Source organism: Bifidobacterium xylocopae (assembly GCF_003315615.1).
Classification (GTDB): domain Bacteria; phylum Actinomycetota; class Actinomycetes; order Actinomycetales; family Bifidobacteriaceae; genus Bombiscardovia; species Bombiscardovia xylocopae.
Window position 1 is genome coordinate 181,944 of sequence record NZ_PDCH01000001.1, and the last position, 19,404, is coordinate 201,347.

A 19,404-nucleotide genomic window follows, 5' to 3' on the forward strand; every position below is an offset into this window, starting at 1 on the left:
TTCCATGGGCGTGCAACAGGAAGCGAACATGACCGTTGAGCCGTGGCGGCGGGTGAATCTGGCCGCTATCTGCGCCCAGGCGCGGCTTCTGGCCTTCGATCTCGATACCACGCTGGCTCGGTCCAAGACCCGGATGGACCAGGGCATGGCGGCTCGGTTCGCGGCAATGACCCGCCTGCGTTCAACCGCGATCATATCGGGCGGCCGGTTTGAGCAGTTCAGGGATCAGGTCCTGGATGCGCTGCCGGCGCAGGCCGACTTGTCGTCACTTCATCTCATGCCCACTTCGGGCACCTGCTACTACCGTTGGGACGGCTCGGATTGGCGGCAGGTCTACGCCCACGATTTGAGCGCCGAAGCCCGTCACGCAGCAATGGAGAGCCTGGAGCGACGGGCCCGCCAGCTGGGGGATTGGGAGGAGCGGACCTGGGGGCCGCGTATCGAGGACCGGGGCAGCCAGATCACGTTCTCCGCTCTGGGCCAGGATGCCCCGGTTGAGGCCAAGGAGGCCTGGGATCCGACCAACCAGCGCAAGAACGCCCTGGCACAGGCTGTCGCCAGGGATCTGCCGGACCTGCAGGTGCGCTCGGGTGGGTCCACCAGCGTGGATATTTCCGCCAAGGGGATCGACAAGGCCTACGCTATCGGCCAGCTCTCGCGGATACTGTCCATTCCGGCGGACAGTATGGTGTTCGTCGGGGACAGGATGGATCCCGACGGCAATGACTATCCCGCCGCCCTGGCCGGAACCATGGCCCTGCGGGTCAGCGACCCGGACGACACCATGGCCCTCCTGGATGCCATGGAGCCCCTGCTGGGAGCCTGACCGGCCCCTGGCCGGCAGGCCACATCCGACCACACGGCCTGGTTCGGCTAGATGCTTGGTCCGTGTTCTCCATAACCTCGAGATATGAGTCTCATTATTGGCCTGTCGCGGTCCATGCTTGCAGCGGTATGCGGGGAGGTTCGCGACCTTCTCTTCCCCAGGGGCTGTGCCGGTTGCGACCTGCCCGACGAGGTCCTTTGCCCTTCCTGCTCCGCCTTGTTCATGGAACGGTACGAATTTCCGGTCGCAGGCCTTTTCCATGGTCCAGGGTTGGCATGCGCCAAGTATCGTGGCCCGGCCAGGCGGGCGATCCTGGGATGGAAGGACCACGATGACCAGGAGCTGACCGGCCCTCTGAGCGAGGCCTTGTCCCACTTGGCGCTCGATGCCGGTCAGGTGTTCGGGGCGCCGATGGGACCCATCCTGGTCGTGCCCGCCCCATCCTCGGCTGCCTCCATGCGGCGGCGGGGGCGGATGCATATGCTACCGCTGGCTAGGGCGGTGGCCGCCGCTTTTACTAAGGCCGGACGCCCCGCCCGGGCCTGCCCGGCTCTGGTCATGGAGGCGGTCAGGGGCAAGGCGGTCGAGTTACATGGTTCTACAGCCCGTGCCGGCCGTCTGAGCGGACGCATCCATGTGAAACGGGGATCGGGGGTGGACGGGCGGTCGGTAATCGTGGTGGACGACATCGTCACGACGGGTTCGACCGTTCGCCAGTGCATCCTCGCCTTGCGTGCGGCCAATGCCAAGCCGCTGGCCGTTCTGGCTCTTGCTCTGGCCGGTCCGGAGCAGGGAGCGGATGCCGGCCCGGTCAGGTCATATGGCATGAACCGTGGCCATCTCGTCCCAACGGGTTGTGCAGCGCGGTGAGAGCATTCGCCGATTCATGGCCCACTCGCCACCGGTATCGTCGTCCTGCTGACCTTGGCCCCGCACCCCTCCGTAGCCGATGCCCACCCGGAAGGGGCCGAAACGCCGGGCCGCCTCCTCCAGGACTGGTCCCAGGCCCTGGTCGCGGCCGGCTTCGAAGCCGGCCAAGGGCTGGTAGCCTCCGGCGTTCTGCAATCCTTCCAGGACCACCCCCGCTCGGATGTACTCGGCATGGGGGTCAATGCCGCCGGCCAAGGCCTTCCGGGCCGCCTTGGTTATGGTCAGAGGGTCGTCGGATGGGTCCTCCAGGTCGATGCTGCCCGACGCTGAGGAGTATTGCCCCCTGGTGTATGGGCTGGAGGAGCAGAAGGCGCGCACCCGGGAGCATAGGCTGCCCTGCCGTCGTAGGTGGGAGCAGGCTTTCTGGGCATAGACGCCCAGGGCCTGGCTGAGGGTTTCGAATCCGGTGACCGGTTGTGAGAACATGCGCGAACACAGAATCTGCTGCCTCCGCACGCCGTCGTTGGCATCCTCCTCGGGTTCGATGGATGGTCGCCCGTTCAGCTCCAGGACCGTGCGCTCCAGGAGGACGGAGAACCGTCTGCGAATCATCACCGGGTCAGCCTGTCGGAGGTCCAAGGCGGTCAGGATGCCCATGCTCTCTAGTTTTCGGGTCAGCCTCCGACCCACCCCCCAGACTTCGCCGACAGGCACGGATGCCAGGGCCCGGTCCCCGTCTTCAGTGGCCACCCGGCTCCACAGGGTGACCCCGTCCGAGGAAGGGTGGTTCTTTGCCCAATGGTTGGCGACTTTGGCCAAGGTCTTGGTCGGTGCCACACCGACACTGACCGGGATGCCGACCGAGCGCAGGACGGCGGTGCGCAGGTCGGTGCAGATGGCCTGGGTCCGCTGGTCGTCCCAAAGGGAAAGCATGAAGCACTCGTCGATTGAGTAGACCTCCTGCTCCGGCAGGAAGCGGGCCATGACGTGCATCATCCGGTGGGAGAGGGAAGCATAGAGTTCATAATTGGAGGAGCGGGCCACCACCCCGTCCGCATCGGCCCGCTCCCGGATCTTGAACCATGGTGTTCCGTTGACTATGCCCAGACGTTTGGCTGCTGGGGAGCGGGCCACCACGCATCCGTCGTTATTGGATAGGACGACGACCGGGCGCCCTGCCAGGGACGGGTCGAAGACGGATTCACAGGATGCGAAGAAGGAGTTGGCGTCGGCCAGCACATACTGGGGGGTCAGGCGCGTGCCAGGAATCCTGTAGGCAGTAGGGCTCTCGATGCCCATCCGTCTCTCGTCGAGTGTCATCGTATCCTCCTTGTGTAAGCCATGTGTAAGCCAAATTACATCCGTCACATATAGAACATATGTTCGAATAAGGCTTGGACACCCGGAAAGTGGAGGAAAGGAAAAGCCCCGCCGAAGCGGGGCCTTGAGGGGCAGCGGTGGCTTATTTGAATAAATCCCAGAGGCTGAAGCTGGTCTTGTGGTAGATCTTGTTGTAGGCGGCTTTCCTGGGGTTCTTGACCCAGCCCATGCCTTTCCTGCCGTACCCGGGGATGATGGCTTTCTTCACCTGGCGTTTGAGCCTGCCGGTGGTGCGTGCGCTGATCGAGCGTTTGACGCTGGGTTTCCTCATGCCGAATCTCATGGTTGCCTCTTTCCTTGTTAGTTCATCCAGCGCAGGCGGCCGTCCCTGGCGGTCCTGCAGGTCAGTGTGGCGCCGTTCTGGTCGGAGGATCCGGTGGCTCCGGCTCCCGAACAGAAGGCGCCCCGGTGGACCGTGCCCTGTGACCGCGTCTGCGGCTGGGCCTGCTGCTGGGCTTGCTGTTGGGCGGCCTGCTGCTGTTGTTGCTGGGCCTGTTGCCGGGCGGCCTGTTCGGCAGCTGCTTTCTCCTGCGCCGCCTTGTCCGCCGCTGCTTTCTCCCGCGCCTGCTTCTCCTGGTCGGCCTTCTGCTCGGCCGCTTTCCTGTCCGCCTGCTCCTTGTCCCACTGGTCGGCCTTCTCCTTGGCCTTGTCCGCCTTCTTCTCGGCGTCCTTCAGTTGCGCGCGTGACCTGCGCAGGTCGTTCTGGGTCTTCGAGTAGTCGGATTGCAGGTCCTTGTATGCCTGCGACTCCTTGGGGTCGGTGTTGCGGCAGGAGCCGAAGCCGATGCCGATGAGGAAGGCGAGCAGTACGGCGGCGACCGTTTTCCACCTGTGTTTGCCTTTGCCGGCGCGGGGCTTGCTGTGGTTTCCGCCGTCAGGCGGCACCGGCGGGGGAACTGCACCAGCCGGTGTTTCCGCTGTTGCAAGTGGCAGGACGGTCGTCCTCTCTTCGCCGCCCACCGAAGGGAATACGCTCGTCCCATCATCCGCACCCATGATCGCTCCTTCACTCAGTCACCGATGACAGCACCAACATAGCAGACACAACGATACGGACAGGAGAAGCCTGCTCTAACCCGTGGGGCGTCGTTAAATTCCTAGAAGCCTGCTTTTCGCCGCACTGAATTCTGCGTTGCTCAACGCTCCAGAAAAATGTAATTCCGACAGCTGTTCTAGTTGTTTCCCGAGATTGCTCGTAGCTGGATTCGGTGGGGCTAGTGTAGCGCTTATCTGGTGAGCGGTCTCGTATTGCCTGACGGCGTTGTTCACTTTGCCCGCGAACTTCGCCGCCGCAGAGATTAACCCCTCTCCGGCTTCCACTGTCCAGACAAAGTCTGGGCCTTCTATGACTACGAACTGGCTCCCCTGGACTTGCTTTTTAGCGGCCAGGGCAAGCACGCCCAAAGCCAGGACTCGGCCGGCCGACACTTTCTTGTGTGCCTCTTCCCCGTTGGCAAGGTACGCGTGGACACCTTCAAGTTTCTTGTCGAATGAGCCGTCACTTATATGGTCCACATACAGGATGATGGTCGTGCGGTCTTCACCGATGAACGCATCGATACGTCCGTCGCTCTTGAACTGATCGGATAGCTTGGCCTTATACCTGCGAGCCACCCTGAGAGATTCCGGTAAAGGCAGTGGTGAAACTGGCAGCATCGGCGAAAGCTCATTAACGAAACGATCGGCCGCTTTTTTCCTCAGCATTGGCAGTGGAAGCGTGTACGGGTTCTTTGGGGTGAGTTTCGCGTCCGATCTTGAGCCATCCTGAAACGTGGTGGAGAAGACGAGGTACTTGGTGCCTAAATGCGAACGTATGCTAATGCTTGACAGGCAACGAATCGGAATCGATGCAGTAGGTAAAGAAAACTCGTTCTTACATGACCATGAGAACAATATGCGAACCGCTTCATCCTCAATGGATACAGTGCCAGAGCTTGTTTTAACAGATACCATGCTGACGCCTTTCCTGGCTACTATGCCTTGCGTAATCATGATACCCCGCTCGGTCCACGCACTTACGAGCACATCCTCGCTCCAATCGTGCCTTTACGGCTGGATGCCGGTTGGTAGAGTTGTTGTCTGTGAGACTTGAGAAGTGGGAGAAGGCCACCGAATGGCCTTTGACTGTACTGTCCGTGGTGTTCATAGCCATCTATGCATGGCAGATCCTGGCCGAGCCGACCGGGTGGATGGGCGCGCTCGCGGACTGGTCGATGAACGCGCTATGGGTTATTTTCGCCTTGGATTACCTGGTATCGCTGGCTCTGGCCCCCCGCAGGTGGGAGTGGATCAAGCATCATCTGTTCGACCTGGCGGTGGTGCTGCTGCCCATGATCCGCCCCTTAAGGGTGTTGCGGGTCCTGTCGGCCTTGAATGTGCTGCATCGCACGGGCGGCATGGCCTTACGCGGCAGGATCGTCATGTACGCGGCGGCCTCGGTACTGATGCTGGTCCTGGTCGGCGGGCTCGCGGTCCTGGATGCCGAACGGTACGCGCCGGGCTCCTCGATTAAGTCGTACGGCGAGGCGTTGTGGTGGGCGTTCGTGACGATCACAACGGTCGGGTACGGGGATTACTCGCCGGTGACACCCACCGGCCGCATCATCGCATTCGCGTTGATGCTGGCCGGCATCGCCCTGATCGGCGTGGTGACCGCCACCCTGGCGTCCTGGATCGTGGGTGAGGTCAGCGCCGACGAGCAAAGGGCCACTGAAGTCACCCGCGAACAAGTCGAAGCAGTGTCTAAAAGGCTCGAACGCATCGAACGCCGGCTCGGTGTGCTCGCGGCGGGGGAGGCGGATCGAGGGCAAGTCGTAAGCTCTAACGACGACGAAGACCCGGACGATTAGCTCGCCGACACAGATGTCTCATCCCAATCGACCCGCAGGGGCATGGACCTCCCGTATTCATCGAGCATGTCCGGTAGTCGGTGACGACCTGGAGAGTAACGTCGAGTTCGCAGGCGATTGTGTGGGTGTCGCTGATGCATGAGCCTAAATGTGTCTGGCGTTCGCTTAAACCCTCCTATTCGTGCATAGTAAAAGTCGCAACTGTTATGATTCCTTATGTACGCAGCGGTATGCGGGGAATCTCCATTACGGGGGACTGGCCCGGTGAGGAAAGAGTCGACTATGGATTTCGAGGAAAGCATCAGCCAGGTTGCGGCCAAGGTCCGGGATCTTAAGGGGGGTGTCGAGACTGAGGAGGCGACTAAAAACGCCTTTATCTTGCCTTTCATCGGTCAGGTCCTTGGCTATGACGTGTTCAATCCGAATGAGGTGATTCCCGAATTCACTGCCGATGTCGGGCTGAAGAAGGGTGAAAAGGTCGATTATGCCCTGGTCCGGGATGGGAAGGTCCAGATACTGATTGAGTGCAAGAAGGTCAGTTGTCCACTGAGCTTGGAAAACGCTAGTCAGTTGTACCGGTATTTCGCCGTCACCGATGCCAGAATCGCTGTACTGACCAATGGCCAGGTATGGAATTTCTATATGGATATTGATGAGCCGAATCGTATGGACTCCAAACCATTCTTGGTCCTGGATCTTCTTGATGCCGATCCCACTGTGTTCCCGGCTTTGCAGAAATTGACCAAACCTGATTTCGACCTTGATTCCATAGCCAGCAGCGCCGAGGAGCTTAAGTATGTTGGTCCCCTGAAACGGGCCATAGGCGAGGAGTTCAAGGATCCGTCCCCGGATTTCGTCAAGCTGCTCGCGGGTCATGTGTATGAGGGTGCGTTCTATGCGTCGGTCATGGAGAAGTTCCAGCCGTTGGTGGCCAAGGCGCTGAAGCAATTCCTATCCGATCAGGTCAACGACCGTCTTAAGACCGCATTGGGTGCTGACGATGTTAAGGCCGGTGTGACGTCCACGGCCCTTGACGACGCTGCAGGGGCGGCTTCTGTCGATGAAGATGATGGCGAAGATGATGGCGAAGATGGTGGGGATGGGGCTCGGGACGGTGTGGTGACGACCGAAGAGGAGCTTGACGCGTATCACATCATCAAGGCAATAGCCTGCTCGAATGTGGATCCGTCAAGAATCACCTTGCGTGACGCGAAAGCCTATTGTGCCATATTCCTCGACGACAACAACCGGAAACCGATCGCTAGATTATATTTCAACACCAAACAGAAGTATCTCGGCCTATTCGGCGAAGACAAGCAATGTGAGAGGGTGCCCATCGAGACCCTGGATGGAATCTATGCCTATGCCGACCGGATCAGGCAGGAAGTGGACAGGGTCATATGATCATCCAACCGTTGTGGTTGAGGGAGGGTAAAGTTGTCTCCTCAGCCGCAACGATCGTGCATAGGTATGCTTCGCCCATCACGCATAGGCACAGTTGCGGCCGGTCGGATTGAGCTTGACCTTTTCCTCCAGCAGTTGTTGATAGTCCCGGGTGACTTGGAGGGTAACGTCGAGTTCGCAGGCTATCTGGTAGGCGTCGCCGTCGTAGATGCGTTCGGCGATCCGGTATTCGGTCGGGGAGATGAGAAGCTGTGCTGTCTGCCTGCGTGTGCGCCGCTCCGCCCTGCACCCTTGCAAGCCCCCGCTCGTCGTGCATGCAGGGCTGGCCCCCGCGGTATGTGAAAAGCCTCGCCGGAGCGGTGCAGGGAATTGCGGGAGTGGGCTAATCGATTGCGCCGAACTCCTCCAGCTTGGGTGACCCCTCCGTCCCGCTCACTTCGCACCTGAGCGTCTGCGTCCTGGTCGAACCGAAGGCGGTTCCGATCTTCGCGTTGTTGAAGGTGATGACCACATTGCCGCCCTCGTGGGTGATGTCGGTGTCTAATGTGCTTGTCTCGACCCCGTATTTGGCTTCGGACTTCGCCTCCTTCTTGCACAGGACCAAGGCGGTCGAATCCTTGACAGGCCCCGTCTTCGATGACGAGCTTCCAGTGCAGCCTGTAAATACCCAGGCAATCAATGTCACCAATATAGCCGCCACGATGATATAGCCGGCACTCGATCCGGTGGACTGATTTCTTTGCTGAGGCTTTTCCGCTGCCATTGTGGTGCTCCTTCGCCTCCTCCGGCACGCAATGCCCGGTACAATACCCTCAAAACCCTAGCGCGTGGTCGGGTCATGCGCCGGCGAGCACGTCCTCGCTCCAGTCATGCCGGTAGGGCTGGATGATGTGCAGCTCGTCGAGCAGGAGCTGTGGTTGGTATGATTCGGTTGTGAAAAAGGTTGGGTACATAGTCGTAGGGCTCCTTTTCGCATGCTTGGTGATAGCCAGTCCGGCCGTAGGCTTCATCGCGGCGCTGCTTATATTCGGCGTCTACTGCCTGGTGCAGGCCATCAAGAGGAGTGGCAAGCGGGCAAAAGGCAAGCACGGCAGCGAAGGGCGGTCACCGGAGGATGGCGGGCGTCCTGACGAACATCCGGGCCGTCTGGGCTACAGGGTGGAGCCAAGGCCCGACCATGAGGAGAGCGTCGAGGAGCAGGAGGCACGGTTCCGTCGCAGTTACCGGGCCGCTTTCGACTGCGAGCCCTGCAACATGCGGCCCGCCGGCGACCTGATCGCCGACATCGAGGAATGCGCCGGCGTGGACGTGGCGAAACGTGGGAAGCACCAGGAGCAGTTCGCCCGCTACGGCAAGGGCGCGTGGATGTGGGTCATCGTAACCCGCGAGCACATCCGGAAGGGCCGCTACGAGGGCTGGCCTACGATCGAAGTGTGGCTGGACGGTGAGTCGGCCGGCTATCTCACACCGTTGCAGACCTCACGCCACTACTTCCAGGTGCCGGAAGGCGGCGGGGTGACCCAGGCGCACATCCAGCAGGACAACAAAACCGGTGTCTACCACATGCGCGTGGAGCTTCCGCCCAAGCATGATGAGATCTTCCTGGAGCCCTTCATCGAGCGCCATCCTGTCGCACGCCCGGTCCCACGGCTGTCGGCTGGACCGCCTCCACCGCCACCGAGCATGTAAGCGTCAGCAGACGTAGACATCATCGCGCCAGCGACCGCGCAGGGGAGTGGTCTTCTCGTATTCATCAAGGAACTGCTGGTAATCCTTGAGGACCTGGACGGTGACGCCCAGCTCGCAGGCCATTTTCCAGGACTGTCCTTCGTATTCGGCTTCGGCAATCCTATATTCGAGCGGGGTTATCAGTCGGCATGCGGTTTCTCTCCTGGTCCTGCGCTCGGCCTTGCGTATTAGGGATGATAGGCTGCATCCCTGGTCTCCATGCTCCGCGTGAATGAGCTCATGCTGGAGGGCGCACAATTGCTGCCGCTGGTTCATGCGTGGGTCAAGGCAAATCATCTTTGATTTGTCGTCGTAGATGCCTTGGCAGCCTGCCGGCAGGTAGGCTTCCTGGACGTTGAGCCCCATTCGGTCCGCCTGTGCGAACAGATCCTCGATCTTGGGCATCGATCCCCTCTTTGTTGGTTTGCTTATTCGTCCGGTGTGTTTGCTTCGGCATCCTTGTCCGGGTTCATGTTGGCCACAATCCCCAGGTCTTCGGGATTGAACGTGATGGGCGATTCCCACCGTTGGTTCCTGGCTGCGGCTCCGTTGGCGAGGCGCCGGGCCATCTCATCCATGAGCTCATCGTCGCTCGCGTTCCGCAGGGCCTTTTCCGTGCCGGCGCTGGCCGGTTCATCGGGTCGAAGGTATCCGAACGCGACAAGAGCGGATACTGGGTTCTTGCGGTATGCGCGGGCTATGAGGATGACGTTCTCGGCGGTGAAGCCGAGGGCGTTGTTGTATTGCCTCCAGGCTGTCGCCGATGAGATGCCGGCCTTGGTCGCCATCTCGTTGACGCTATCGTCGCCCATTGCTTTGGCTAGCCATTCGTCTTTGTTCATAGTTTTCATTATGAAATACACTGCTCTTCATGTCAAGACACGCCGGCGTGTTTTCGTATTGACATTCTCCTTTTCATAATGATATGTTGGTATTCATAACGAAGTGGATTTCTTCACTATGAATACAGGGAGGTGGATTTGAGCTACCAAATGGTTTTCAAGGATGGGTTCCTTGAACGGGCAAAACGCATGAGCGGGCTGAAAACGGAGAGCGCATTCGCCGGGGCGCTTGGGGTAAGCGAAAGCGCCCTGAGCAAAGCCAAGCGAACAGGCGTGGCTTCCCCGATATTGATTGTCGGACTCTACAGTGCATTCGGCTTTACACCGGGGGAGGTCGCGACGGTCAAGGAAGTACCTGATGCGCCAGTCGCTTCTTCCCAGCGTCTGACGGCTTAGGGGGTGGTGGGAATGGGTAATCGGCTTATCGGATTCCAGGTGCGTAGGACGTTGCGTTCACTTAAGAGGGCTGATGCGCAGCTCACCGGCTTGTGGTCTGCCTTAAAGGATTCGGACCGGCAGTATGTCCGTCGATTGAGTGACCAACTGCTGCGTTCCAACACCGAGGACCTGGCCGATGACGTGCGAGACATCTGGGAATTGGTCAGCGAGAAAGGGGGTGAGTGATGGAGAAAGAGGAGGTGGTGAAGGTAAACAACAACATGGGGTACGTCACCGCTGATCAGATTGGGGCGATTGCTCGGGCGCAGGATCGTGCTGCTTTTCAGTTTGCCTATACCGTTCAATCCCCGATGGAGAGATGGTGTCGGACGGTAGTGGTATTTGCGTCTGTTGCAATGCTGCTGTATATCCTGCTGTTCCTAGATCTCTTGTTAGGGAGTATGACAGCTTCCACTTTCCTGGGCCCAACGGCTTGTTGTGTTCTGCTTGTAGTTGCTTCCGGATTCTGGTTCGTTGCATTTCTGCTGATGCTCTGTCTGCGGTGACCAGTGGTGACTGATCGCTCGTACTCAGCCATTCGGAGAACAGTTTTCCTCTGTTTTCCGCCGATATCCAGTAAATGAGAATCCAGGTCTGCGCGGGGTCGTAGTTCTCCAGTTCGAAGTTCAGGACGGTCCCTTGCTGTAAGACCCACGACGGGACGAGTTCGGTGCCGTCGGTGTACACGGTGGCGTGCGCGAAGACGATTGCGGACAGGAGGGCGGTTCCTTTGCCGAGATTGGTTATGGACACCCGTTGCGTAGTGCGTCCGTCCGAGTACTGGTCGGTTCCCCAGGTGTACGCGATCCATGAGAAGTCTGCTACGGACCGCAGTCTTTTGATCCATTCGGCCAGGACGAACGAGAACGTGGCTATCGAGATGAGCGTTCCGAGGATGGTTGCCGCTGCTACGAGATCGTGCATAACAAAGATTTTCCCACAACAAAGTAAATGCCGCCGATTGCAGCGGCGGCGATGACAAAGAAAGGTGAATCAATGTCATCTACAACATTAACACCCCGGCCCTTCGAGTTCGAGGGGCACGCGGTCAGGACCCTGACGTTCGAGACGGGACTGACCTGGTGGGTGCTTTCGGACGTGGCCAAAGCGTTGGAAGTGCAAAATGCCTCCGATCTGGCTAAACGGCTGGACCAGGACGAACGGTCTAGATTCAATCTAGGTCGTCAAGGCGAGGCCTGGATTGTCAACGAGTCCGGCCTGTACAAGATCGTCCTCCGGTCGGATAAGCCGGAGGCCAAGCGTTTCCAGCGGTGGGTCACCCACGATGTGCTGCCGCAGATCCGCCGCACTGGCGGCTACATCCCGCAGGCCGAGTCGCCGTCGGAGACGATGGCGCGGGCGGTGCTGATCGCGCAGCGCACCATCGAGCAGCAGGAGCGCAAGCTGGCGGCCCAGGAGCCCAAGGTGCTGTTCGCCGACGCGGTCACCGCTTCCGACTCCAACATCCTGGTCGGGGTGATGGCGAAGATCCTCCGCCAGAACGGCGTTCCCGGCATGGGGCAGAACCGTTTCTTCAAATGGCTTCGGGAGCACGGGTATTTGAGCGGGCGTAAGGGCGGGGATTGGAACATGCCCACGCAGCGGAGCGCGGACATGGGCCTGTTCTTCGTCAAGGAGACGCCGGTGGCGCACCGTGACGGGCATACGAGCGTCGAGCGCACGACGCTGGTGACGCCCAAGGGGCAGATGTACTTCGTGAACCGGTTTCTGGACCCCAAGCTGAAGGAGGCGGCGTGACGAAGCGGGAGAAGGTCGTGAACGTCGTGCCGTTCGAACTGCTGAGCGAGGAGAAGGCACGGGGGCGCACACCGTTCGGGGAGAAACTGTTCCGCGAACACTTCGGACACTTGTACCACGCACCTAAGAAAGGCAGGAAAGGCGGGTACCTGGCAACGGACTTACAAGCCGCCATCGAAGCCTGGCCGATCGAATCTCGCGATCCAAGGGACAGGCAATGACCGCCCGCGAATGGTTTGCCGCGCTCGTGGCCGCGGTGGCTGCGCTGGCGGCTTGCTGGGCGGCTGTGTGGCTGCGCTGGCGGCTTGCTGGGCGGCTGTGTGGCTGCTGGCGGGCCTGGTGCATGGGGTGGTGAGCGTGCTGCATCTGCTGGTCCTGCTGGCGGCTGTGCCGTCGGCGGGACGGGCTTTGAACGGATTGGAGGATGTGCCATGCGGGTTCTGACTCCCAGGGACATCAACCGCGCGGATTTCGATCTGCGTTGGATGGGCCGCGGCTATGACACGGACCAGGTGGATGCGGTGCTGGACGAGTGCGCGTACACGGTGCGCCTGGTGGGTATGGAGTGCCTGCGCCTGACGGCGCAGACGCGACGGCAGGCGGCGTGCCTGTCCTCCCATCGGGTCGCGTCGGCCGGATCGAGGGTCTCGTACCGGGGGCGGACGGTCGGCCCGCGGGGAAGGCGGGTGAGCCCGTGGGCCAGCAGGTAGTGGCCTTCGTGCTGATGGGGCTGGCCGTGTGGGTCAGCTGGATGAACAACAAACTCGGAAAGTGAAAGGAAGACAAGTGAGCGAATGGTATGAGGGCCTGACAGGCGAGGAGCTTTCGGGCAAACATGTGCGTGTGGTCACCCGGGACGGTGCCCTCCTGGAGGGCCGTCTTGATGGTCGAGGTCAGCTGGTGCTGACGAAGGCTGGTGAGTCGCTTTGGTTGTTTGACCGTAGCGACGGTGGTTGGAGGTCGCGTTCCTTCGCGCAGTCCGTATCCCTGGTGTGGGACGAGCGCGACTGGGAGCAGATAAGCCTGGATGACGTGCGCCCTGGTGACTCGCTGGTGGTGTCGGGCGCCTTGTACGAGGTGGCGACCGTGGGCGACGGGGACGCTTCGCGCCGCTTCCTGGTGGCTGGCGGGGATGCCGTGGTAATCGCCGACATGGTGTCCTGTGCGCTACGTCGCAAGCAGCAGGTACCGGAGGAGCCGGGATACTACAGGGACAATGATGGTGAACTTTGGAAGATGCGCCTCTATTACGGCATGCCTGTATGGCAGCCGATGCTTGTGACTATCGGCGAGGTCTGCCATATGAACTCCGAAGATGAGATGTACAGGCTGCTGCCGCTGATTCCGGTCCATTTCGAGGACGGGCCAGCCAAGACAAGCGACAACAGCAATGCCAAGGAGGGTAAGTGATGGGTAAGAGTATCCAGGATCAGCTGGCGGACGGGGATTTGACGCCGTATGAGGCGAGCGAGCAGCTCACGATGGCGACGGCGATGCAGAAGGTGCTCAAGGAGCGGGTGGACGCGCTGAAGAGGTATGTGGCCGGTGAGTTGGATCCCAGGGAGCATCTGACCACGAGCACGGGCGTGGTGACGGCCAAGCGTGGATCGGAGCCCAAGTGGAGGGTGAAGGACCCGCAGGCGTACGCGCGCTGGCTGGACGCACATGGCGAGGGCGGCAGCGTGGAGGAGACGCTCATGCCGGTGGACGTGGTCACCAGGCACGATGCGATCGAGCACCTGATCCGTCAGTTCGAGGGCGAGGTGCCGGACGGCGTGGAGATGTCGAAGGGCACGTTGGACACGGTGGCGGTCAGCAAGGTCAAAGCCTGGGCCGACATCTTCGGTGACGCGGAGCTGGTCGGCCTGGCGCGGCAGGTGCTGGGCATCGAGGCCGGCAGCGATGGAGCGGAGGACGAAAAGGATGAGTGGGCATGAGGGCGATTGACTTGACCGGGGCTCGGTTCGGGCGTCTCACCGTCATTGCCAAAGCTCCCAATACGTCCTATGGGACGACCCAGTGGCGGTGCAGATGCAGTTGTGGCAAAGAGACGATATCCTCGACCTCCCATCTGAGGTGCGGGGACACCAGGAGCTGCGGCTGCCTGCATGCCGAGGTGACAGCCGGGATCAATTACAAGCACGGCGAATCCTACGGGCACGGTTCCAGGACGCGCCTTTACCGGATCTGGACGAACATGCACCAGAGGTGCGGGAACCGCAGGAACCCGGACTTCCGCAATTACGGGGCTCGTGGCATACGGGTTTGCGAGAAGTGGGCGGAATACCGCGAGTTCCGTGACTGGGCCCTCGGACACGGGTACAGGGACGATCTGACGATTGACCGGATAGACAACGATTCCGGGTATTCGCCTTCCAACTGCCGGTGGGCCGACAGGTTCACCCAGGCACGCAATAAACGCAGGACTACCAAGCATCTAAGGAGGGTCGCATGAGCAGCGATTTGACGATTACCGAAAAGCAGGATGGTTTCACACAGAACCAGGTCGCGGCCCTGCGGCAGATGGGTGTGCAGAACGCCTCCCAGGGTGACCTTGCCGTGTTTTTCCATCAGGTGCAGCGGACGGGGCTGGACCCCTTCGCCAGGCAGATCTACATGATCAGCCGTGCAGGTAAGCAGACCATCCAGACCGGCATCGATGGATTCCGGCTGATTGCCAGGCGGGCCGCCGAGCGCAGTCATGAGACCTTCGGTGAGCCGGAGACCGTGTGGTGCGGGGAGGATGGCCGGTGGCGCGATGTGTGGCTTGACCCTCAGAATCCACCTGTGGCTTCCAAGGTCGTGGTGCAGCGCGGTCAGGGCACTTTCGTAGGAGTGGCGACGCTGGCCGAGTACGTGGGACGCAAGAAAGACGGGAGTCTGACCAGCATGTGGGCCAGCAAGCCGGCCGTCATGCTGTCCAAGTGCGCGGAAGCTCTGGCCTTGCGCAAGGCGTTCCCCCAGGATCTGAGCGGTCTTTACACGGCCGACGAGATGCAGGACGACGAAGCTAGACAGCAGTCGTCCACCGCCGCCGGGCATGAGAATCATGTCCGCGTTGATGTGATGGCGCCGAAGGAGCAGCAGCAGGAGATCGCCGCCCTCATGAAGCAGGGTGGCGTGTCCAGCAGTGCTCAGGCTGGTAGGGCATTCGGCGTTTTGGTCGGTAAGCAGCTCACCAGTACCAGCCAGTTGACCCTGGCCGATGCCGAGACGCTGCTGAGCGCCCCGGAGCTGGTGGTCTCGCGCACCAGGGAGGCCCTGGCGGGGGAGGTGTCGGCGTGATTGCGGCTGATGATCTGCTGCGGGGTGCGGTCCGCAGGTGCGAGCATTGCGGCCGGCCTGATGTGGGGGCGTGGCGCTGCCCCCACGCGATTGACAAGCGCTGCACCTGCCCGAACTGGAAGATGCCGAAACATCTGAGTGACGCGATGAAGAGAGGACTTTGATATGAGACTGATTAAGACACTGGACTATAAAGGCGACTACTGGCTGGGCGTGTACGAGTGCGAGACTTGCCATGGTCACTACTTCGACCGCAAGGCGAATCCTCTTCCCGCCCCACAGTGCGGTCGGACGGTCGAGGGCTTGGAGTGCGCGCTGTGCGACAGCGGCTCACCATTGTCTGAACGGTACTGGATGGCGCTATGCACGGTGGCGTGGGCCTGTCAGCCCCACGGCGATTTTGTGCATACGAAGCGTTACGGGTTCCCGTCGTTCTGGTACGTGTATACAGATGAGCACGACATCCGCTCCATCTGTATCCGATTTGACTACAACGGGAAGTCCGTCGAAGTGGGCCCTCGTTGGATTATGACGGGAGAGGGTACCCAAGCCGACTTTGAATATCTGCTCGACGCCGACAGTGATGAGTTCGACCAGCGCTCTTTGGCGCAAGTGGCGGTGAATTTGTGCCTGCATGACTTGCTGGGTATGGACGATGGCAAGGAGGCTGAGTGATGGCGGGAGAGACGACGATCACGATTGTCGGCAATCTTACGGCGGACCCGGAGGTGCGGGTGACTGGCAGTGGGGGGACGGTGGCGAACTTCACGATCGCATCGACCCCGCGCCAGTACAACCGCCAGTCGGGCCAATGGGAGGACGGTGAGGCCCTGTTCCTGCGCTGTTCGGTCTGGGATTCCCAGTACACGCCCCTGGCTTCGAACGTGCAGGCCAGCCTGGGCAAGGGCATGCGGGTGATCGCCCGCGGCAACCTGGCGCAGCACGACTGGCAGGACCGGGACGGCAACAAGCGCACCGGCTACGAGATGCATGTGTCGGAGATCGGGCCGGCCTTGTCCCGTGCACGGCCCAGGTGACCCGCAACCCCCGGCAGGGGCAGGGCCAGTCGCAGGGCGACCAGTGGGGCCGGCAGCAGGAAGCGGCGGGCCAGCGTCCGCCGGCCCGTCAGCAGCCGGCCGGCGACCCGTGGGGCGCGCAGGACTTCAGAGGAGGCAGCGATGAGCCGGAGTTCTGACCGGGGACACGGGACAGGGGGCCTGTCATGAGACCGTTCTGTGCGGCATGGGACGGGCCGGAGACACCGCCCGAACCCGAGTACTGCCAATGGTGCGGCGGGCCCCTCAACGCCATGCACGAATGCCACTGCCACGGGTACGAGGAGAGTTTCCTATGAGCGCTGACAAGGCCCTGTTCCGGTTGGCGATCGACGTGCCCAAGAGCCTGCTGCTCAAGAGCAACGGGTCCCAGGGCAGCATCTACGCCAATACCTCCAAGTCCAACGAGCTGCGACGCCTGGGATGCATCATGGCCCGAAGACTGCGCCTGGAAGGGCCGGTGGGGGAGCGCATCGACCTGCTGACCGTGGTGCGCTACCCACGGCGCACCGCCAAGGCCGACGCCCCCAACCTTTACCCGACTGTCAAGCACTTGGAGGACGGGCTGGTGGACGCGGGCGTACTGGTGGACGACTCCTACCAGTACATCCGCCGCCACGCCTTCCAGGTTGGCGAGCCGACCGGCAGGCCGGGCGTGTGGCAGGTCGTCGTCAGCGGCCACCGGATCAAGGAGGAGTGATGTTCGACACTGATAAGGCCGTCAACAAGTACCGGGACTACCTCGCGGAGTATGAGGAATACGAAGACGAGGATGCGCACGCTGAAAGTCTTGAGGACTTTCGACTCGGTTACGAGCAGGCGCGGAATGACGTCTGGCTGACCGTGGACAGCATCGACGCGATGGCGAAAGTGGTCCACGAGTCGCTGCGCGATAGGGGGCTCAGCACTGCTGATGACGACTGGGATAGTGAATACGAGATAGTTCAAGACCACTACCGTGATGCCATTGAAGCAGCACTGAGGAATTACCTCTACGGTGAGAAGCCAGGAGTAAAGGAATCATGAGTGAGACGATACCAGTTTCATATCTGGTTGAATCAGGTCAATGTTCTTCGGCATGTCTACTGGCTTTAAGTAGTGATACTACCTGCTGTTCTTGTAAGTGTGGTGGAGCTTATCACGGGTCACTATCTGATGCGTTAGTTAAGCGGAACAAGGTGGCTGGACTCTGGTACGAACCTCAGGACGTAGTCATGCTTGGTAGTGATGAATTCGTTGATTTTGAACGTGGTGGAGTGAATGAGTTTAACCGTGTATACAGGCTCTCTCATGGAACATTCGGTGCTGTTATCAAACGAGGGAATCGTGATTACCAGGTTGAATTCGACCACCAGGATTCAAGAAGCGTGGCAAGTATAGAGCGCTGGGAGCACTTCTGCCGGTTCTGTGATGCTTTGCTTCTTTCCGCTCGGGTGAGATCAATTGTTTATCCGACGAGGCCGTTTGGGGAATATGAATTCTTCTTCTCTGCAACAGGTATTCCATCGTTAAAAGAGGCGACGGTCATTCATGACGCTGCATTGAATCTCAGATATGACACTTTGAGCGACTGGACGGACAGGTTTACGCAGCGTCTGGTTCCACTGATTCAAAGAAAGGAGGTGTGCAATGACTTGGTTCAAAGTGGACGATAATTTGCCGCGTAACCCGAAGATGATCCAGGCGAGCTTGAGCGCGATTGGCCTGTGGGTTGAAGCAGGTGCTTGGGCTTCTGCTTCGCAAACTGATGGGCAGGTGCTTAAGCGGGTGCTTCGCACTTTGCACCCCGATGCGACCGAAGAGGACGCGCAGACACTCGTCGATGTCGGACTGTGGGAAGACAACGGCGACTACTGGCAGATCCACGATTTTCTCGACTACAACCCGTCGAAAGATGAGGTCGAGGCGGAAAAAGCCCGGAAAACTGCGGCTGGCAAGCTCGGCGGGATTCGTTCAGGCAAGTCGAGGCGAAGCAGAAAGCAAGCAGACGCTAAAGCACCTGCTTCAGCACCTGCTCAAGCAAGTGCCCAAGCAGAACCTCAAGCAGAAACGAAGCCCGTACCCGTACCCCTATTTATATCTAAAGATATAAATATAGTGCGAGATTCAAATCCAGAAATCGTCAGCCTATGCGAACGCCTCCAGGAGTGGGTCGTACGCAACGGATCCAAGAAGCCGACCATCACGCAACGCTGGCTGGACGCAGCACGCCTCATGCTCGACACGGACAAGCGTGACCCCATCGAGGCGGCACAGCTCATCGACTGGTGCCAGCGGGACAGCTTCTGGAAGGGCAACATCCTCTCCATGCCCAAGTTCCGAGCCAAATACGATCAGCTGCGCCTGCGGGCCCAAAGCAGCAGCCAAGGAACGGCCCGTACGCAGGCCAACCAGGACGCCAACGCCGCTCTCGTCGCCCGCTACATGGCCGAGGAGCAATCAATGCCCCATGAGGGCAGGAAGGGGATCGGATCGTGAGCCTGAACCTTGCGGAGAGCACGCTGGTGCTGGCGAAGATCCGCGCCCACCACGGCAACGCCACCATCACCGACCTGGAGGCCAGGACCTTCCAGGAGGAACTCAGGGCGGACGCGACCCTGGCCGACGCGATGGAGGCCGTCAGGCGCTTCTACGCGGACAACACCACCGGCCGGTGGATGGGCTCGGGTGATGTGAACGCTGGTATCAAGGTGTTGCGTAAGTCGCGTATCCCGGAGGCTGCTGAGCGTGAGCGTCTCATCGCCTCCACCGGTCACCTCCTGGACAATGGTGCCGCGTATGTCACCTACCGGCAGCAGCTCAACCAGAGCTTGGCGCAAGGGCGGACGCTAGAGCAGGCGCACACGATAGCCGTGCAAGCCGCCCAGCAGCTCGCTATCGAGCCAGCCAAGCCAGACGACCGTAAACCCCTGAGGAGCGGGCAGAGCAGGCTCGGCGCAATGAGTATCAAACAGATTGTTGGGAAGTAG

Annotated in this window: 28 protein-coding genes and 1 pseudogene; 20 read left to right on the plus strand and 9 right to left on the minus strand. The window is 60.4% G+C overall.

All coding sequences use genetic code 11. The features are described 5' to 3' along the window. Window positions 1-4: 4 nt before the first annotated feature. Both CRD59_RS00750 and CRD59_RS00755 read left to right on the plus strand, forming a co-directional pair. Complete coding sequence (locus tag CRD59_RS00750; RefSeq protein ID WP_113852685.1) at window positions 5-826, plus strand: HAD-IIB family hydrolase; 822 nt, start codon at window positions 5-7, stop codon at window positions 824-826. 84 nt (window positions 827-910) lie between these two features. Then, complete coding sequence (locus tag CRD59_RS00755) at window positions 911-1,696, plus strand: ComF family protein (RefSeq protein ID WP_113852686.1); 786 nt, start codon at window positions 911-913, stop codon at window positions 1,694-1,696. On the opposite strand, the gene CRD59_RS00760 is transcribed toward CRD59_RS00755, so the two are convergent. The 4 genes from CRD59_RS00760 to CRD59_RS00775 form a co-directional block, all read right to left on the minus strand. Next, window positions 1,643-3,016 carry a Y-family DNA polymerase gene (locus tag CRD59_RS00760; protein WP_236632640.1) on the minus strand — a complete coding sequence of 458 codons (1,374 nt, stop codon included), beginning with the start codon at window positions 3,014-3,016 and terminating at the stop codon, window positions 1,643-1,645. The two genes, CRD59_RS00755 and CRD59_RS00760, sit on opposite strands and share 54 nt — an antisense overlap. A 142-nt stretch (window positions 3,017-3,158) precedes the next feature. Then, window positions 3,159-3,359, minus strand: a complete 201-nt coding sequence (locus CRD59_RS00765; protein WP_113852687.1) for a hypothetical protein — start codon at window positions 3,357-3,359, stop codon at window positions 3,159-3,161. Window positions 3,360-3,376: 17 nt separating this feature from the next. Continuing rightward, a complete protein-coding gene (locus CRD59_RS00770; RefSeq protein WP_113852688.1) occupies window positions 3,377-4,072 on the minus strand; it encodes a hypothetical protein in 696 nt (231 codons plus the stop codon). Window positions 4,073-4,165: 93 nt separating this feature from the next. Beyond that, window positions 4,166-5,029 (minus strand): SHOCT domain-containing protein, encoded by an 864-nt coding sequence (locus CRD59_RS00775; protein WP_127920913.1) that lies wholly within the window; start codon window positions 5,027-5,029, stop codon window positions 4,166-4,168. 128 nt (window positions 5,030-5,157) lie between these two features. On the opposite strand from CRD59_RS00775, the gene CRD59_RS00780 reads away from it, so the two are divergent. After that, window positions 5,158-5,925 carry a potassium channel family protein gene (locus tag CRD59_RS00780; protein ID WP_201736507.1) on the plus strand — a complete coding sequence of 256 codons (768 nt, stop codon included), beginning with the start codon at window positions 5,158-5,160 and terminating at the stop codon, window positions 5,923-5,925. A 282-nt stretch (window positions 5,926-6,207) separates the two neighbouring features. Next, window positions 6,208-7,329 (plus strand): type I restriction endonuclease, encoded by a 1,122-nt coding sequence (locus tag CRD59_RS00785; protein ID WP_113852691.1) that lies wholly within the window; start codon window positions 6,208-6,210, stop codon window positions 7,327-7,329. A gap of 78 nt (window positions 7,330-7,407) precedes the next feature. On the opposite strand, the gene CRD59_RS00790 is transcribed toward CRD59_RS00785, so the two are convergent. Together CRD59_RS00790 and CRD59_RS00795 are read right to left on the minus strand one after the other, a co-directional pair. After that, complete coding sequence (locus tag CRD59_RS00790; RefSeq protein WP_113852692.1) at window positions 7,408-7,626, minus strand: hypothetical protein; 219 nt, start codon at window positions 7,624-7,626, stop codon at window positions 7,408-7,410. A gap of 85 nt (window positions 7,627-7,711) precedes the next feature. Beyond that, the gene (locus CRD59_RS00795; RefSeq protein ID WP_113852693.1) at window positions 7,712-8,092 is read right to left on the minus strand and encodes a hypothetical protein; all 381 of its coding nucleotides are present in this window, start codon (window positions 8,090-8,092) and stop codon (window positions 7,712-7,714) included. Between the two features lie 215 nt (window positions 8,093-8,307). Here CRD59_RS00795 and CRD59_RS00800 point away from each other — a divergent pair, with 215 nt between their 5' ends. After that, window positions 8,308-9,018, plus strand: a complete 711-nt coding sequence (locus tag CRD59_RS00800) for a hypothetical protein (protein WP_113852694.1) — start codon at window positions 8,308-8,310, stop codon at window positions 9,016-9,018. Between the two features lie 3 nt (window positions 9,019-9,021). Here CRD59_RS00800 and CRD59_RS00805 read toward each other — a convergent pair whose 3' ends face one another. Together CRD59_RS00805 and CRD59_RS00810 are read right to left on the minus strand one after the other, a co-directional pair. Then, complete coding sequence (locus tag CRD59_RS00805) at window positions 9,022-9,462, minus strand: ImmA/IrrE family metallo-endopeptidase (protein ID WP_236632641.1); 441 nt, start codon at window positions 9,460-9,462, stop codon at window positions 9,022-9,024. 23 nt (window positions 9,463-9,485) lie between these two features. Further along, window positions 9,486-9,899, minus strand: coding sequence for a hypothetical protein (locus tag CRD59_RS00810; protein WP_113852695.1), 414 nt, complete (start codon window positions 9,897-9,899; stop codon window positions 9,486-9,488). A 138-nt stretch (window positions 9,900-10,037) separates the two neighbouring features. Between CRD59_RS00810 and CRD59_RS00815 the strand changes: the two genes are divergently transcribed. Then, window positions 10,038-10,295 (plus strand): hypothetical protein, encoded by a 258-nt coding sequence (locus CRD59_RS00815; RefSeq protein WP_127920915.1) that lies wholly within the window; start codon window positions 10,038-10,040, stop codon window positions 10,293-10,295. Window positions 10,296-10,568: 273 nt separating this feature from the next. Here the strand turns inward: CRD59_RS00815 and CRD59_RS07785 are convergent, their stop codons facing one another. Further along, window positions 10,569-11,261, minus strand: coding sequence for a hypothetical protein (locus CRD59_RS07785; protein WP_127920916.1), 693 nt, complete (start codon window positions 11,259-11,261; stop codon window positions 10,569-10,571). A gap of 72 nt (window positions 11,262-11,333) precedes the next feature. Between CRD59_RS07785 and CRD59_RS00825 the strand changes: the two genes are divergently transcribed. The 14 genes and pseudogenes from CRD59_RS00825 to CRD59_RS00895 all read left to right on the plus strand — a co-directional run bounded on the left by CRD59_RS00825 (window position 11,334) and on the right by CRD59_RS00895 (window position 19,404). Then, a complete protein-coding gene (locus CRD59_RS00825) occupies window positions 11,334-12,095 on the plus strand; it encodes a phage antirepressor (protein ID WP_113852698.1) in 762 nt (253 codons plus the stop codon). After that, complete coding sequence (locus tag CRD59_RS00830) at window positions 12,092-12,316, plus strand: hypothetical protein (protein WP_113852699.1); 225 nt, start codon at window positions 12,092-12,094, stop codon at window positions 12,314-12,316. The genes CRD59_RS00825 and CRD59_RS00830 overlap by 4 nt, the downstream gene beginning before the upstream one ends. Window positions 12,317-12,383: 67 nt before the next feature. Continuing rightward, entirely contained in the window at window positions 12,384-12,539 is a 156-nt protein-coding gene (locus CRD59_RS07915) for a hypothetical protein (RefSeq protein ID WP_161522241.1), read from the plus strand. Continuing rightward, a complete protein-coding gene (locus tag CRD59_RS00840) occupies window positions 12,527-12,805 on the plus strand; it encodes a DivIVA domain-containing protein (protein ID WP_113852701.1) in 279 nt (92 codons plus the stop codon). Before CRD59_RS07915 ends, CRD59_RS00840 begins: the two co-directional genes overlap by 13 nt. 76 nt (window positions 12,806-12,881) lie before the next feature. After that, window positions 12,882-13,505: a hypothetical protein gene (locus CRD59_RS00845; protein ID WP_113852702.1), complete on the plus strand. Its 624-nt coding sequence runs from the start codon at window positions 12,882-12,884 to the stop codon at window positions 13,503-13,505. Continuing rightward, window positions 13,505-14,032 (plus strand): hypothetical protein, encoded by a 528-nt coding sequence (locus CRD59_RS00850; RefSeq protein ID WP_113852703.1) that lies wholly within the window; start codon window positions 13,505-13,507, stop codon window positions 14,030-14,032. The genes CRD59_RS00845 and CRD59_RS00850 overlap by 1 nt, the downstream gene beginning before the upstream one ends. A 514-nt stretch (window positions 14,033-14,546) precedes the next feature. Beyond that, on the plus strand, window positions 14,547-15,380 hold the full coding sequence (locus CRD59_RS00860) for a RecT family recombinase (RefSeq protein WP_113852705.1): 834 nt from the start codon (window positions 14,547-14,549) through the stop codon (window positions 15,378-15,380). Window positions 15,381-15,545: 165 nt separating this feature from the next. After that, on the plus strand, window positions 15,546-16,055 hold the full coding sequence (locus CRD59_RS00865) for a hypothetical protein (RefSeq protein ID WP_113852706.1): 510 nt from the start codon (window positions 15,546-15,548) through the stop codon (window positions 16,053-16,055). Beyond that, window positions 16,055-16,575, plus strand: a pseudogene (locus tag CRD59_RS00870) (single-stranded DNA-binding protein). Before CRD59_RS00865 ends, CRD59_RS00870 begins: the two are co-directional and overlap by 1 nt. 155 nt (window positions 16,576-16,730) lie before the next feature. After that, entirely contained in the window at window positions 16,731-17,135 is a 405-nt protein-coding gene (locus CRD59_RS00875) for a RusA family crossover junction endodeoxyribonuclease (RefSeq protein ID WP_113852707.1), read from the plus strand. Beyond that, on the plus strand, window positions 17,135-17,461 hold the full coding sequence (locus tag CRD59_RS00880) for a hypothetical protein (protein WP_113852708.1): 327 nt from the start codon (window positions 17,135-17,137) through the stop codon (window positions 17,459-17,461). The genes CRD59_RS00875 and CRD59_RS00880 overlap by 1 nt, the downstream gene beginning before the upstream one ends. Next, window positions 17,458-18,090 (plus strand): hypothetical protein, encoded by a 633-nt coding sequence (locus CRD59_RS07790; protein WP_127920917.1) that lies wholly within the window; start codon window positions 17,458-17,460, stop codon window positions 18,088-18,090. The genes CRD59_RS00880 and CRD59_RS07790 overlap by 4 nt, the downstream gene beginning before the upstream one ends. Then, window positions 18,065-18,913: a hypothetical protein gene (locus CRD59_RS00890; RefSeq protein WP_113852710.1), complete on the plus strand. Its 849-nt coding sequence runs from the start codon at window positions 18,065-18,067 to the stop codon at window positions 18,911-18,913. The genes CRD59_RS07790 and CRD59_RS00890 overlap by 26 nt, the downstream gene beginning before the upstream one ends. Beyond that, window positions 18,910-19,404: a hypothetical protein gene (locus tag CRD59_RS00895; RefSeq protein ID WP_113852711.1), complete on the plus strand. Its 495-nt coding sequence runs from the start codon at window positions 18,910-18,912 to the stop codon at window positions 19,402-19,404. Before CRD59_RS00890 ends, CRD59_RS00895 begins: the two co-directional genes overlap by 4 nt.